Genomic DNA, 15,150 nt, shown 5'->3' with positions numbered 1-15,150 from the left:
TTTTACAGAGCCAGACCGCTGATGCCGAAAATAGCGAGGATAGAGATCAGCAGCGCGAACACGGCGTAGGTCTCGACCATGGCGGGGAAGATCATAGCCTTACCGAACTGATCAGGCTTTTTGGCGACCAGAGCAATACTGGAAACAGAAGCCTTTGCCTGCTGCAGGGCGGAAACCCAGCCCACAATGGCCATGGGCAGGCAGGCGGCCAGATACAGCAGCCCCTTGATCAGGCTGATCTCGGAAGAGCCGCCCATAATACCGATCTGGGTCAGAGTGACAAAGCCGATCAGCAGTCCGTAAATACCCTGGGTGCCAGGCAGAAGCTGCAAAATCAGCACCTTGCCGAATTTGCTGGGATCGTCGGTCACAACGCCCGCGGCGGCCCGGCCGGTCATGCTCACGCCGATGGCGGAGCCGATGCCGCCCATGAAGGTGGCAAGAATAGCGCCCGTCAGGGCAAAAACGATACCCATAGTGTTCCAATCGAATTTCATTTACTTTTCCTCCGTAATTTTGAAATGTTTTGTATTTGCGGTAAACGGCGCAAATTTGCGCCCGTTTCCTTCATAAAATTTGCCGAAGAACTCCACGTACTGCAGCCGGTTGGTATGGACATACGCGCCCAGCAGATTGATGGCCAGGTTCAGCACATGGCCTATTACAAATACGATGATAAAGAAGATCGCGCCAAACACGCCGCCGCCCATCATGCTGCCCAGCTGGTTAAATACCGTGGCGATCACTCCGGTGGCAAGCCCCAGAGCCAGCAAACGGGAATAGGAAAGAATGTCGCTGAGATAGCTGGAAACGCCGTAGAGCCCATACAGCCCTTTCAGAAAGCGCTTGCCGATGCTTTTGGACTCCCTTCCGGCTGTGAGAACGATGCCCACAGCGCCAACGCCGGCAAAAACCGCAGCCAGGGTACTGACAAAGGGGGGCATGGCAAGGCTCAATCCCGCCATATCCTGGAACATCTCCGTGGACACCAGCAGCAGGATCAGGCCGCCTACCAGGAAATACCAGAACACCACATCGTACAGCGCGTCCGCGAATTTTTTGCGTCTTGCCAGCTGATAGAACTGTACGCCAAGCCCGGTAAACAGGTGAATGACGCCCAGCAGGAAAGAGAACATCAACAGCCGCATGGGGTCGTCCAGCGGCGCGAACCACAGGGGCGGGATCGTAAAATCAGAATGAAAAAACGTTTTGGCGATCACGGGAACAGCGTCTCCGAAATATCCGCCGAACATCACACCCCAAAAGGTGGTGGAAATGCCGCAGTAGAAAAACATCTTCAGCGATTTTCTCAGCCCCGGTTCAATATTTCTGAATTTCCAAAGCACAAACCCGCAGCCCAGCACCATCAAAAGGCCGTAAGCCGCATCGGAAAGCATCATGCCAAACAACACATAATAGAAAAGCGACATGATAAAGGAAGGGTCGCATTCATGCTTCCCCGGCAGGCTGTATCCCTCTACCACGCCCTCCACGGGAGCAGCGAGAAAATTATTTTTCAGCTTTACCGGCACGTTTTCGTCCTCATCGGGGGTCTCCAGCTCCACGCAGGCCTGGAATTTGCTTTCCAGCTCCTGCTCCAGCGCGGACGCATCCTCGGCGGGAATATAGCCTGTTACCTGGAACACATGGGGGCTTTGCCACAGCTCTCCCAGAACCCGGTATTTTTCGGCGCGCATCGTATAATAATCCGTGGTAAACAGCATTGCCTGCCGCTTGTCCGAAAAAGAAACGATCTCTTCCTTTGCCGCGTCAATTTCTGTCTGCGCCGTGTGGATCCTTTCCTGCAAGTCCTTTACCCGCTGGGCGGGAGGAAGCTTGGAGGGGGCGGCGGGGTAGGTAAAGCCCATCGCCCGTAAAGCCGCCTCCACCTGCATGCCGTATTTTCCGTGGCAAACCAGAAAAACACAGGTCTGCTGGGGCTGGCTGCTGACGATCTCAGCCTCCAGGGCGGAAACCTCCGGCAGGGCCTTGGCCAGCCGCGCCTTCAGTTCCTCTTCCGTCAACTCCTCCGGAAAGGAGCCGATAAAGACGCTGGAGGAATTGGTGCTGATGGTACGCATGGAAATATCCAGGTTCAGCCAGGGCTCTAAAGCGTCTATCTGTGCGCTGAGACGCAGGATCTCCGCCTCGCTGTCGGTGATCTTTTTACTGAGAGCCGTAATACGGGACGCAATTTTCGTGATGGCGGGAGCCTCCTGCGCGGTAGCGTCATAGTCCGCTACGGAAATGGGCGTTCGGCCGTTCAGCATGGAAAGAAATCCCTTCTCTGGCGGAGAAAAGCTATCCAGAATTGCCACGGCGCCGGTCAGAAGCTGAATGTTTTTTTCAAAGGTGAGCCGGGCGGAATCGGTATCGGTTTTTGAGAAGTATTCTTCGGCCTGCTCCGGCGTGTTCAGTTCCAGTACACCCCGGCGTTGAAGCAGCTCCAAAAGCTTCTTGCGGCTTTTTTTCAACGCGTAAATATTGATGCGCTTCATTTCAAGTACCGCCATATGAGCTACCTCCTTTCAGACTGACCCAGTACGATTTTTTTGATCTCCTCTTCTACCCGGAGCAGAGAAGCAGCGGCGGTTTCTTTCAAGCGCGCCTGTTCTTCCTCTGTCTCTTTGGCAGAACGCGCTTTTTGCTTTTCCGCGTCGGCACGGGCTACGCCGCAGAGCACATCGGCTCTTTTTTTGGCTTCCTTCTCCGCGTCAGCGATCAGCTTCTTTCCCTGTGCCTGAGCGTCCGCCAAAAGCCGTTCACTTTCCTCTTTGGCATGCGCTACCGTCTGATGAGCTGATTTTTCCGCCTCATTGACGGCTTGCATGGTTTCTTTTGCCAAATTCCTTTCACCTCCAGTCTTACCTGTATGATCCGCTGAAAGAACGAAAAACAGGGAATAGGGGCCTGTGTTTCAGGAAAGCGGAGAGACCGCCTTCCCATTCAGGTATAATAAATTATTATATCCCTTTTGGAAAGGAATGTCAAAAGGGAAACCCCTCTTTTTGGTATTTTTCAGACAGTGTCGTTTCTTTGTCTTTTTCTGTATTTTTCTACAGAAAAAAGGGGCGGTAAAAACCGCCCCTTAAAAGTCAGGTGATCAGGAATCAGAACCAGTGCTGGAAGCACTGCTTTCCACGGAAGAATTTTCATCAGAAGCTTCACTGGAAGAAGCGCTGGAGGTTCCGTTCTTATTGTTATCGTTTATCATAGAGCTGAGCTTGACGCTCTTGAGAGCAGCCTCATTGATCTCAATGCCCTCGGTGGACTTACCCTGCTCCAAAACATATTCGGAGAATTCTTTCCCCTTCATACTGGAGATCAGGCTGTTTCTGCCGCTCTCCTCAGCGATCATATCGGAAAAGCCATCGGCAATGGGAAGACGAAAAATTACCAAGTAAGAGGAAGAAGTCTCTACAAAAACGGCCTCGTTATCCTTTACGCTTTCTATGCCGGTACGGATCGATTCGTTCAAATTGGTGATCTGGGTGGGGGAGGGAGCGGAATAGGTAGTTTTGTCGGCGCCGCCCAACTCTTTCTCAGCGTAATCCGTGGCAGCCTCTTCCAGCGTCATATCGCCTTTATTGATATCTCTTACATAGGCTTCCAGCTTGGTTTTGAGCGCGGTTTTTTCCTCATCGGTCAGATCCTGGGAATTCCCGTCGTCGTCCGTGGTAGAAAGGGAAGCGGAGAAATACTGGTAATTGTAATAATTCTCCGTCACATAAGCCTTCAGGTCATCATCGGAAAGCTCCAGCTCGCCGTCCTTGCCGTACATGGCGTACATAAGCTTTTCCTGCCGGGTGTTGTACAGGGTAAAAGCGGTGCGGAAAGATTCTTTCGCAATGCCCATTCCCTCAAAGCCGGTCTTATAATAGGACCAGAAGCTGTCTGTATTGCTGTCGATAGAGGCGATGTCGTCCTCCGTAAGCTCCAGACCCAGCTCGTCAAATTTTTCGTTGACGAAGTAGAAGGATCTCAAATAGCTTTCCGCCCGTTCTCTGATCCAGGTTTCCGCGTCCTTTTCCTCGATAGTGGCCTTCACTACCTCATCGCCGGAGGGCACCTTCGCCATGGCCTCGGAATAAGCGCTGTTCAAATAGTAGATATAGCTGCCAATGGGAAGAGTGGTGTCACCTTTCTTGGCTGCCCAGGTCTTATTTTCGTCATAGCACCCTGCAAGGCTCAGGCACAGAGCCGCGGCCAAAAGGGCGGCAAATGCTTTTTTCAAAGTGTTTCTCATAAAATATCATGCCTTTCAAAAATGTGGAATTTGCAGCAAGCTGCACAGAACGAGAAATATTATATCGCATTTTCCCGAATTTGTCTACAGCAAATAAGGGAAAAAGTTTTAGAAGAAATTTCAGGGTTGCAGATATTTTAGATGCTGGGTGCTGGATGGTGGAGGCGCTGCTTCGCAGCGCAATCAAAAAAAGGGCAAATATCATGGGCAATGAGGAATAAGCAATTAGCAATGAAGGGCAAGGCAGGAGCGGGTAAATTATAGTTTAGCACTTACCCTTGGATCCCCTGAAAGGGAGCAGTCACGGCAAAGCCGTGACTGAGGGGTTCTAGTTTAGGGGAGGCAAGGGCTTCCTGCTGTTTATCAGTAAGGCTTCAATTTACCGCTCTAACGCTTTCTTTAAGTCGCTGACAAATTGCATCTGCTGCTTCTTCAAAAATGCTTTTACAAACGGCTTCATGATCAGCTTTTTGGCGGTGACACATTCCGTGAAGTCAATTTGAGTTTCCTTTCCTTTGGAAGTGAAAGTACCGATCCAATGCCCATTCATATTGCTGTTTTCCATATCAAACTCCCATCGTTTATATGGTTCCACAGCGGTAATGGTAAACTTGGTGGGATATCCTTCCTTTGTGTACTCAATAAATTGATCCTGATTTATGACCTCGGTTTTACTGATATCGCTGCGCCATGTGCTATAGGCATCGACAGCCAGAACAGTTTCCCAAACCTTGTGAATATCGCTGCTGATCATTTCTTTTATATTTGAAATTGCCATTTTTATTTTCCTTTCAAATTCCAATTCAGCGGACGCGGTCCTTCTTCTAAACAACTAACAACTAACTGCCAAGCTCTGAAGCCTCCATGGCGCTGAGGATATCGGAAAGCGCGTCCAGGGGCGTTTGCGTGCCGATTTTTACACTGATATAGGGGCGGCTTCCCGCGCTGAGCATCACTCTGCCGTTCATGGCCCGGATCAGCTTGCCCACCTGCTCCAGGTCGAATTCCTTTTTATAAAGGAACAGGGCGTCTCCCTGCTGCTTGATTTCCGAAAGCCCCAGCTGAGAGGCGGTGTTTCGAAGCAGCGCTACGTCCAGCAGGCCCTTTACGGAAGCGGGCGGCTCTCCAAACCGGTCGATCAGCTCGTCCGTAACGTCCATGGCGTCCTCCGCGTTTCGGATCTCGGCAATGCGCCGGTATACATCCAGCCGCAGGTTGGTGCTGCTGATATAGTCCTCCGGGATATGGGCCTGTATCTGCATATCCACAAGGCAGCCCTCGTCCACCGGGCGAACGGCTTCCTCGCCTTTCATCAGGCTCACCGCTTCTCCCAGCAGCTTGATATACAGGTCATAGCCCACTGTTTCCATATGCCCGTGCTGTTCGCCGCCCAGAATATTTCCCGCGCCGCGAATTTCAAGATCCCGCATGGCGATCTTGAAGCCGGAGCCGAATTCCGTGAATTCCCGTATGGCGGAAAGCCGCTTCTGGGCGATCTCCGTCAGCACCTTATTGGGGGCATAGGTCAGGTAGGCATAGGCCCGGCGGTTGCTGCGCCCGACCCGGCCCCGCAGCTGGTGCAGCTGTGAAAGCCCCATGCGGTCGGCGTTTTCTATGATCAGCGTATTGGCCGAAGGCACGTCCACCCCTGTTTCAATGATGGTGGTACAGACCAGAATATCGATCTCGTGGTCCAAAAGCTGCCGCCAGATCTCTGAAAGCTCTTCCTCGTTCATTTTTCCGTGTCCAACGCCTACCCGGGCCTCGGGAATACTTTGCTGGATCCGGGCGGCCACCCGGGCGATGGAGGCCACATCATTGTGCAGGTAATATACCTGCCCGCCCCGGCGCAGCTCCCTCCGAATAGCGTCATACAGCACGCCGGTGTCGTATTCCAGCACATAGGTCTGTACCGGGTGCCGGTCTAAGGGCGCTTCTTCGATCACCGACATATCCCGAATGCCGGAGAGGGCCATGTTCAGCGTGCGGGGAATGGGGGTGGCGGAAAGGGTGAGCACATCGGCGCATTTGCACAGGGATTTCAGCCGCTCCTTCTGCGCCACGCCGAAGCGCTGCTCTTCATCGATAATGACCAGGCCCAAGTCGTGAAAGGCCACGTCCTTTGATACCAGCCGGTGGGTGCCCACAATGATATCGATGCCGCCTCGCTTTACCTTTTTCAGGATCTCCTCCTGCTGCTTGGGGGTGCGGAAACGGGAAAGCAGCTCCACGTCTACAGGGAAGCCCTCCATCCGCCGTAGAATGGTCTGATAATGCTGCCAGGCCAGAATGGTGGTGGGGACTAATATGGCGCACTGCTTTCCGGCGGCGATGCACTTGAAGGCTGCCCGCAGGGCAACCTCTGTTTTACCGAAGCCCACATCGCCGCAGAGCAGCCGATCCATGGGAACATTCCGTTCCATGTCGTCTTTGATCTCATTGACGCAGCGCAGCTGATCCTCCGTTTCCTCAAACTCGAAATGAGATTCAAAATCAAACTGCCATTCTCCGTCCGGCGGAAAGGCGTAGCCCTCCTGCTGCATGCGCTGGGCGTAAAGCTGGATCAGATCTTTGGCGATATCCTTTACGGCGGCCCGCACCTTCGTTTTCTGCCGCTGCCAATCAGTGCCGCCCAGTCTGCTCAGGCGGACATTTGCGTCCTCCCGGGGGCCAATATATTTGGAAACCATGTCCAGCTGGGTGACGGGAACATACAGGGTGTCGTTTTTCGCGTAGCGCACCTTGATATAGTCCTTGACGATCCCGTTCATTTCCAGCTTGTGGATCCCTTCAAACACGCCGATGCCGTGGGCGGAATGTACTACGTAATCTCCGGGAGAAAGCTCGGAGAGGTTGGAGATCTCCTTGCTGTTTTTTCCCCGTTTTGTCTTTTTGACCTTTGCCGCCATCAGCCTGCCATGGGTGATCAGGGCAAAAGCGCCGCCGGGCAGGTCAAAGCCTGCGGAAAGTGTTCCCTCCGTGACAGTGACGGTTCCCCTGGCGGCAGTGGAGGGGGCTTCCAGATAAGAGACGGGAAGCCCGGCCTGCTTCAGATCCTCCACCAGGGATTTTCCGGCTCTGGCGGTGCCGGCCAGCACCACGCAGGCCCGGCCTTGGGAAAGTAGGGAAGAGAGATCCTCCGCCAAAAGCTGCGTGCCGCCGCCCCAGACAGGAAGCTGACGGGCCGTCATGTTCAAAAGGGTCCTGGTGGGTACCTCATAGCTGCCCCTGGCAAAAAGATCCAGATATAGGGAAGGGATCTTCTGAGAAACAGATAAAGCGTCCTCCCAGGAACCGGTGTAGAGCTCCAGCCCCTTGCAGAGGATCCCCTCCGCCAGATACGCCTTCAGATCCTCCGCCCATTGCCACAAGACGGTGCGCATTCTCTCCTTCAGCTTGTTGCCCTCTGAAAAGAACAGAAGGCTGTCCTCCGGCGAAAAATAGGAAAAAAGGGTACAGGCTTCCGGATAGATGAGAGTGATAAATTTATCGAGGGAGCCCAGGTGCAGCCCGTTTCGCAGCTTTTCCGCCTCGCACTGTAAAATTTCTTTTGCTTTCGGCGCGGCTTTCCCCCGCAGAGAAGAAGCGAGCTTTTCAATTTTAGCGGCCAGCGCAGCCGGATCATCGGGGATCACCTCCACGCAGGGGGCCAGCGTTACCGTGTCCACCGGATCGGTGCGGCGCTGTGTTGCGGTGTCAAAATAGGAGATGGAGTCGATCTCGTCTCCCCAGAACTCCACCCGCACTGGGCTTTGACTGCCGGGAGAAAAAAAGTCCACAATGCCGCCCCGGCGGCTGAACTGGCCTGGGCCCTCGATCTGTTCCTCTCTGACGTAGCCGCAGGCGACCAAGGCGGACAACAGCTCTTCAATTTCAGTTTCCTTGCCCGCTTCCAGGTGAAACAGGCGCTTTTCTAGCTCCTCCGGACCCATGGTATACTGCAGCGCCGCGTCGATACAGGCCACTACGCAGTCGCAGGAGCCGCTCAGGAGCCTTGTCAACGCTTCCAGTCGCAGCCGTTCGTATTCGTGAGAGGTTCCGGCGGCGTCCCGAAAGCCGAAATCTCGGAACGGGAAAAAAACAGGGCTTCTTCCCAGTGCCTGCAAGTCCTCGCAGAAGCGCTGAGCTTCCGCCTCGTCGGCGGCCAAAATCAGGGCCTTTTTCCCGGTTTCCTCGCAAAGCGTGCTGATCACGCAGCATTTATGGATCCCGGAAAGCCCGGTAACGGCTCCGGGGAAAGCGTTTTCCTTTACCGCCCGGGACAGGGCGGCATATTCTGGCCATTGCTTCAGCCCATTGCTGATCAGTTTCATAGGCGATGGCAGTTCCTTTCAAAATTCAGGTATCTATGTTCGGCAGATCATAAAGAAGCTTCGGCTCTCAATTATAAAGGTTCATCGCCCGGTCCAGCTCGCCGTTTAAGATCAGCTCTGCCGCGGCCGCGGCGTTGTCCAGAGCGGGAGACAGCTCCTTCAGCTCCTGAGAGGTGAACCTGGAAAGCACCCAGTCCGCCAGATCATAATCGGGGTGCGGTTTTTGTCCCACTCCCAGCTTGATTCTGGGAAACTGATCAGAGCCGGAGAGATAAATGATATTCTTCATGCCGTTGTGCCCGCCGTCGCTGCCCTTCCTGCGGATCCGCAGCTTCCCGGGGGAAAGGTTGATATCGTCAAACAGGATCAGGACCTGCTCCGGTGTCAGCTTGTAAAAGCTCATGGCCTCCTGTACGGATTGCCCGCTGAGGTTCATAAAGGTAGTGGGCTTTAACAGCAGCACCCGTTTCCCGGAAAGGACGCCTTCCCCGATCAGCCCCTTATATTTGATACGCTTGATCTCAGTGTGAGCTTTCTCCGCAATGCGGTCCAAGGCCATAAAGCCGGCATTGTGCCTGGTGTTTTCATATTGCCTGCCGGGGTTTCCCAGACCGACGATCATAAATTCCACAGAGCCTCCCGAACGGGGACGATTTTTTTTTATAAAATCCAGCATAGCTTTTCCGCCTTCCCAAAACAAGTACGCTTACTCTTCAGAACACAAAGACAGGGCGGGAAGGAGGCTCCTGCCCGCCGGGGTTCTCAAGGAATGGTCTATATGTTATTATGCCAGCAGCGGTTTGTTTTTTCAAGCGGTATTTTGCCGGTTTTTGCGTGGGACGGGCAGAGAAACCGGGGATTCGCGATTTTTGCAAAAAAAATTTGAAAAATTCTTTGAATTCCCTATGGAATTTTTCGGAAGAGTTTGGTATAATTTTCTAAAGATACCGTGCGGACAAGCCGAAGAGCTTTCCGAACGGCATGTTTTGCTGTCACCCGGAGGCCAGTTCATCTGTCCGGTTGAACACTTTTAGGAGGTAGATACCAATGAGCCACAAGTACGTTTACCTGTTCAGCGAAGGCGATGCGTCCATGCGGGAGCTTCTTGGCGGCAAGGGCGCGAACCTTGCGGAAATGACCAAGATCGGCTTGCCCGTTCCCCAGGGCTTCACCATCAGCACCGAGGCCTGCACTCAGTACTATGAGGACGGCCGGAAGATCAACGACGAGATCCAGGCCCAGATCATGGAGTATGTGGGAAAAATGGAGGAGATCACCGGAAAGAAGTTCGGTGATAAGACCAATCCTCTGCTGGTTTCCGTTCGTTCCGGCGCCCGCGCTTCCATGCCCGGCATGATGGACACCATTCTGAACCTGGGCCTCAATGAGGAAGTGGTGCAGGTCATGGCGGAGCAGTCCAACAATCCCCGCTGGGCCTATGACTGCTACAGAAGATTTATCCAGATGTATTCCGATGTGGTTATGGAAGTGGGCAAGAAGTATTTTGAGCAGCTCATCGATGAGATGAAGGAAAAGAAGGGCGTCACTCAGGATACCGAGCTGACCGCCGAGGATCTGAAGGAGCTGGCAAACCAGTTCAAGGCCGAATACAAGAACAAGATCGGTGAGGATTTCCCCACGGATCCCGTAGAGCAGCTGATGGGCGCCGTCAAGGCCGTGTTCCGTTCCTGGGACAACCCCCGCGCCAACGTGTACCGCATGATGAACGAGATCCCCTATTCCTGGGGTACCGCCGTCAACGTGCAGATGATGGCGTTCGGCAACATGGGTGATGACTGCGGCACCGGCGTGGCCTTCACCCGCGATCCCGCCACCGGCGAAAAGAAGCTGATGGGCGAGTTCCTGACCAATGCCCAGGGCGAAGACGTTGTGGCCGGCGTGCGTACTCCTATGCCTATTGCACAGATGGCCGAGAAGTTCCCGGAGGCGTTTGCTCAGTTCCAGGCCGTCTGCAAGACCCTGGAGGATCATTATCACGACATGCAGGATATGGAGTTTACCGTGGAGCACGGCAAGCTGTACATGCTGCAGACCAGAAACGGCAAGCGCACCGCCACCGCCGCCATCAAGATCGCCTGCGATCTGATCGACGAGGGCATGAAGACCGAGGAGGACGCGCTGCTGATGATCGATCCCAAGCAGCTGGACGCTTTGCTGCACCCGCAGTTTGATCCGGCCGCTTTGAAGGCCGCCACTCCCGTGGCCAGCGCTTTGGCCGCTTCTCCCGGAGCCGCCTGCGGCAAGATCGTCTTTACCGCAGAGGACGCCGTGGAGCAGGGCCAGAAGGGGGAGAAGGTCGTTCTGGTTCGCCTGGAGACCTCTCCCGAGGATATTGAGGGCATGCACTACTCTCAGGGTATTCTCACCGTGCGCGGCGGCATGACCAGCCACGCGGCTGTGGTTGCCCGCGGCATGGGCACCTGCTGTGTTTCCGGCTGCGGCGCCATCAAGATGGACGAAGCCAACAAGAAGTTCGAATTGAACGGCCGCACCTATCATGAGGGAGATTACATTTCTCTCGACGGCACCACCGGTAACATTTACGGCGAGGCGATCCCCACCGTGCCCGCTTCCACCACCGGCGGCTATTTCGGCCGGATCATGGAGCTCTCCGACAAGTACCGCCAGCTGGAGGTACGCACCAATGCCGATACCCCCAAGGACGCCCAGCAGGCTGTGACCTTCGGCGCTCAGGGCATTGGCTTGTGCCGTACCGAGCACATGTTCTTTGATCCCGACCGTATCGCCGCGATCCGCGAGATGATCTGCTCCGATACCGTGGAGCAGCGCAAGGCCGCTCTTGCCAAGCTGGAGCCCATGCAGCAGGGAGACTTTGAGAAGCTGTACGAGGCCCTGGAGGGCAAGCATGTCAATATCCGCTTCCTGGATCCGCCTCTGCATGAGTTCGTTCCCACCGAGGAAAAGGATATCGAGGCGCTGGCAAAAACTCAGGGCAAGACCGTGGAGGATATCAAGGCCATCATTTCCTCTCTCCATGAGTTCAATCCCATGATGGGCCATCGTGGCTGCCGTCTGGCCGTCACCTATCCTGAGATCGCGGAAATGCAGACCGAGGCCGTCATCAAGGCCGCCATCAATGTGAACAAGGCTCATCCCGATTGGCACATCGTGCCCGAGATCATGATCCCGCTGGTAGGTGAGGTCAAGGAGCTGAAGTTCGTTAAGAAGACAGTGGTTGAAACCGCCGACCGTATCATCGCCGAGGCCGGTTCCGACCTGAAGTACAAGGTAGGTACCATGATTGAGATCCCCCGCGCCGCTCTTACCGCCGACAAGATCGCGGAAGAGGCCGAGTTCTTCTCCTTCGGCACCAACGACCTGACCCAGATGACCTTCGGCTTCTCCAGAGACGACGCCGGGAAGTTCCTGAGCTCTTATTATGAGAATAAGATCTATGAGAACGATCCCTTTGCCCGTCTGGATCAGGAGGGCGTTGGTCAGCTGGTGAAGCTGGCCAGCGAAAAGGGCAAGGCCGTTCGCCCCGACATCATTCTGGGTATCTGCGGCGAGCACGGCGGCGACCCGACCACCATCGAGTTCTGCCACAACGTAGGCCTGACCTACGTTTCCTGCTCTCCCTTCCGTGTTCCGATCGCCCGCCTGGCTGCCGCTCAGGCCGCGATCAAGAACCCCAGAAAGTAATCCCTAAATAAAAGCTTGAAAAAAGGGCGCGCTGCAGAAAGAAAAACTGCAGCGCGCCCTTTTTAGATTCTGGACGGTGGTGGCGCTGCATAGCAGCGCAGAAAGTTATGGTTTAGCGAACTAGTCGTTAGCTGTTAGTCGTTAGTCGTTAGAGAAGAACAAGTCCTCTCCTTTGTCATCCTGAGGAGCGAAGCGACGAAGGATCTCGCTCTTCATTCCTGGTCAAAGAGCCAAAGGACGAGATCCTTCGCCAAGAAAGCAAGGTTCTCCTTGCTTTCTGCTCAGGATGACAGGCGAGAAGTGAGCGGAGCCAAATTCCAATTTACCACCCTGCCAATGGTCGGGTCGGAAACTAGCTTTCCGTACCAAGCCGCTTCACGAGTGGCCGCGGCGCCTCGCCGCCAAATTCCAATTTACCACCCTGCTAACGGTCGGGTCAGAAACTAGCTTTCCGTACCAAGCCGCTTCACGAGTGGCCGCGGCGCCTCGCCGCCAAATTCCAATTTACCACCCTGCCAACGGTCGGGTCAGAAACTAGCTTTCCGTACCAAGCCGCTTCACGAGTGGCCGCGGCGCCTCGCCGCTAAATTTCAATTTACCGAACTAACTTCCCCGCTGACATTGCTCAGCAATGTCAAATTTTCCGGCAGCCCATGCTTTTTATAAAAAATATATGGTTTGTCCTCTGTCAGATCACGCGGCCTTGCGGTACAATAAAAGCATTACAGTATGCCTTACAGCCTTTGAAAGGCAGGGAAGCAGCGTTTCCCACGGGGCTGGACCGTGATCTGCCGCCGGTTGAGGGAAAGAAGTGGCCGAAATACAGTATATTTGCGGCTTTTTCCGCAAATCCTCTATTTAATGGAAGCCTGCTCCTGATATTGCAAAGGGGTGCAGCCGTACCGTTTATAAAAGCAGCTGCTGAAATGGCTGGAGGAGGAGAAGCCCACCTGGGCCGCGATTTCCTTTACCTGCAGCTCACTGAATTTCAAAAGCTCCGCCGCGGAGAGCAGGCGGTATCGCAAAAGGTACTGGTGGGGAGTACAGCCGTTTTCTTTTTTGAAGATCCGGATGAGATGGGCGCTGGAAATAAAAAGGGTTCCGGCGATATCCTCCACCTTTACCGGCTCGTCATAATGCTGTTCGATATAGGAGATCACATGGGTGGAAAGGGAGACCGACTTCGGCTTTGCGCACAGATCCAGCGCGGCGAGGTGCAGAAGCTCGCTGAGCTTTTGAGAAAGGTAGAGAGAGGTATCGTCCGTGCGCTCCGTACAGAGGGAGAGAAGCTTTTCCATACGGGGGGCATAGTCCCGATCCGTACTGAATCTTTTCAGAAAAGAGCCTCGTCGGGTCACGGCGTCCAAAAAACTGTTGGCGGCGCTTCCGCAGGGGTGAAGCCAGTAAAATTCCCAAAGGCCACCCTTGGGGGTTCCGTAACGGTTTGCGACATTTCGGGGAATAAAGGCGATGGTTCCGGCAGGAAGCTCATAGGGCAGTCCCTCGATCTCCATGAAGCCGCAGCCGCCGGTCGTAATTAAAATCAGATGGTCGTCGTTGCCGTCTGGATGAGAGATCTGGTAATGGTCATTGCACTTGTGCCATCCAACAGAATGCAGAGAAAATAACCCTTCGCTTTGTAAGGTGGGAACAAGGCTCGCCAGCCGAACCTGGCCGAAATCACCATTTTCGTGATACATAGAAAAACTCCTCGATATCAAAAAATTGATTATCTATGTCAAAAAGAGAACACTGTTTTGAAAGGAGGTTGACTTGCTTTTTTTTCGTTGCTAATATGAAGATATCATCCAAACCTATTTGGGAGGAATTACAGCATGTCCATGACAACATGGGAACGTTTTAAGAGAACCTTTGAACACCGTGAAGCAGATCGTATTCCGATCACTGATGATCCCTGGTTTACCACTGTTCGGCGCTGGAATCAGGAGGGAATGCCTCAGAACACCGATTGGACTGAGTATTTCGATATCGATAAGGTAGTTCATATCGATATTGATATCTCTCCCAGATTCCCCAAAAAGATCATTGAGGAAACGGATCGTTATATCATTTCCACCACGCCCTGGGGCGTGACCACAAAGGAATTTAAGAATGCGGAATCCACCCCGGAAAACCTGGACTATAAGGTGGTGGACGCGGATGCCTGGGAAGAAGCTAAAGCCCGCATGACCCTGGACGATGACCGCATTCCCTGGGATCTGCTGAAAAATAATTTCGATAAATGGAGAGAAAAGGGGTACTGGATCCGCGGCAATTTCTGGTTTGGCTTTGACGTGACTCATTCCCATATGATGGGAACAGATACTACCCTGATCGCCATGATGGAAGAGCCGGAATTGGTTCAGGATATGTTTGATACCTATCTGGATCGCTGTGAAAAGCTGTTTACCCGCATTTGGGATGCCGGCTATCACTTCGACCAAATGTGGTGGTGGGACGATATGGGCTATAAGGGAACCACGTTCTTCTCGCCCGCCATGTATCGCAATCTGCTGCAGCCCTATCATACCAGAGGCGTGAAATGGGCCCACGACCACGGTATTTTCGCGGAACTTCATTCCTGCGGCGATGTAATGACCCTGGTTCCTGATATTGTGGCAACTGGAGTAGATGCTTTAAATCCTCTGGAGGTCAAGGCCGGTATGGATTCTCTCCAGCTCAAGAAGGAATTCGGCGATAAGCTGGTTCTCCACGGCGGTATCAATGCACAGCAGTGGCCCAACGCGGAGGCAGTGATTGCGGAAATCAATGAAAAGATTCCCATTCTGAAGCAGAACGGCGGTTATATTTTCTCCTCTGACCACTCTATCCCTGACGATGTGAGCTTGGAGAACATGAAGCGCATTATTGAGACGGTGAAAAAGGTCGGCAGTTATTAAGGAATAC

At 53.7% G+C, this 15,150-nt stretch carries 10 protein-coding genes; 2 read left to right on the top strand and 8 right to left on the bottom strand.

What is annotated here, in order from left to right; all coding sequences use genetic code 11:
- Positions 1 to 2: 2 nt before the first annotated feature.
- The 7 genes from U8T64_RS08590 to pth all read right to left on the bottom strand — a co-directional run bounded on the left by U8T64_RS08590 (position 3) and on the right by pth (position 9,235).
- Complete coding sequence (locus U8T64_RS08590; RefSeq protein ID WP_322182845.1) at positions 3 to 497, bottom strand: V-type ATP synthase subunit K; 495 nt, start codon at positions 495 to 497, stop codon at positions 3 to 5.
- The gene (locus tag U8T64_RS08585; protein ID WP_322182843.1) at positions 498 to 2,513 is read right to left on the bottom strand and encodes a V-type ATP synthase subunit I; all 2,016 of its coding nucleotides are present in this window, start codon (positions 2,511 to 2,513) and stop codon (positions 498 to 500) included.
- A gap of 5 nt (positions 2,514 to 2,518) precedes the next feature.
- A complete protein-coding gene (locus U8T64_RS08580; RefSeq protein ID WP_322182842.1) occupies positions 2,519 to 2,845 on the bottom strand; it encodes a hypothetical protein in 327 nt (108 codons plus the stop codon).
- A gap of 258 nt (positions 2,846 to 3,103) precedes the next feature.
- Entirely contained in the window at positions 3,104 to 4,246 is a 1,143-nt protein-coding gene (locus tag U8T64_RS08575; RefSeq protein WP_322182840.1) for a hypothetical protein, read from the bottom strand.
- Positions 4,247 to 4,625: 379 nt separating this feature from the next.
- Positions 4,626 to 5,024 carry an SRPBCC family protein gene (locus U8T64_RS08570; protein ID WP_322182839.1) on the bottom strand — a complete coding sequence of 133 codons (399 nt, stop codon included), beginning with the start codon at positions 5,022 to 5,024 and terminating at the stop codon, positions 4,626 to 4,628.
- 61 nt (positions 5,025 to 5,085) lie between these two features.
- Entirely contained in the window at positions 5,086 to 8,559 is a 3,474-nt protein-coding gene (mfd, locus tag U8T64_RS08565) for a transcription-repair coupling factor (protein WP_322182838.1), read from the bottom strand.
- A gap of 67 nt (positions 8,560 to 8,626) precedes the next feature.
- Complete coding sequence (gene pth, locus U8T64_RS08560; protein WP_322182836.1) at positions 8,627 to 9,235, bottom strand: aminoacyl-tRNA hydrolase; 609 nt, start codon at positions 9,233 to 9,235, stop codon at positions 8,627 to 8,629.
- A gap of 371 nt (positions 9,236 to 9,606) precedes the next feature.
- Between pth and ppdK the strand changes: the two genes are divergently transcribed.
- Positions 9,607 to 12,243: a pyruvate, phosphate dikinase gene (gene ppdK / locus U8T64_RS08555; RefSeq protein WP_322182835.1), complete on the top strand. Its 2,637-nt coding sequence runs from the start codon at positions 9,607 to 9,609 to the stop codon at positions 12,241 to 12,243.
- Positions 12,244 to 13,097: 854 nt separating this feature from the next.
- Here ppdK and U8T64_RS08550 read toward each other — a convergent pair.
- Entirely contained in the window at positions 13,098 to 13,943 is an 846-nt protein-coding gene (locus tag U8T64_RS08550) for an AraC family transcriptional regulator (protein WP_322182833.1), read from the bottom strand.
- A 135-nt stretch (positions 13,944 to 14,078) separates the two neighbouring features.
- Between U8T64_RS08550 and U8T64_RS08545 the strand changes: the two genes are divergently transcribed.
- Positions 14,079 to 15,143 (top strand): uroporphyrinogen decarboxylase family protein, encoded by a 1,065-nt coding sequence (locus U8T64_RS08545; protein ID WP_322182831.1) that lies wholly within the window; start codon positions 14,079 to 14,081, stop codon positions 15,141 to 15,143.
- Positions 15,144 to 15,150 lie beyond the last annotated feature (7 nt).

This window comes from Neglectibacter caecimuris (assembly GCF_034335015.1).
Lineage (GTDB): Bacteria > Bacillota > Clostridia > Oscillospirales > Acutalibacteraceae > Acutalibacter > Acutalibacter caecimuris_A.
This window is presented reverse-complemented; position numbering and strand designations above follow the sequence as displayed.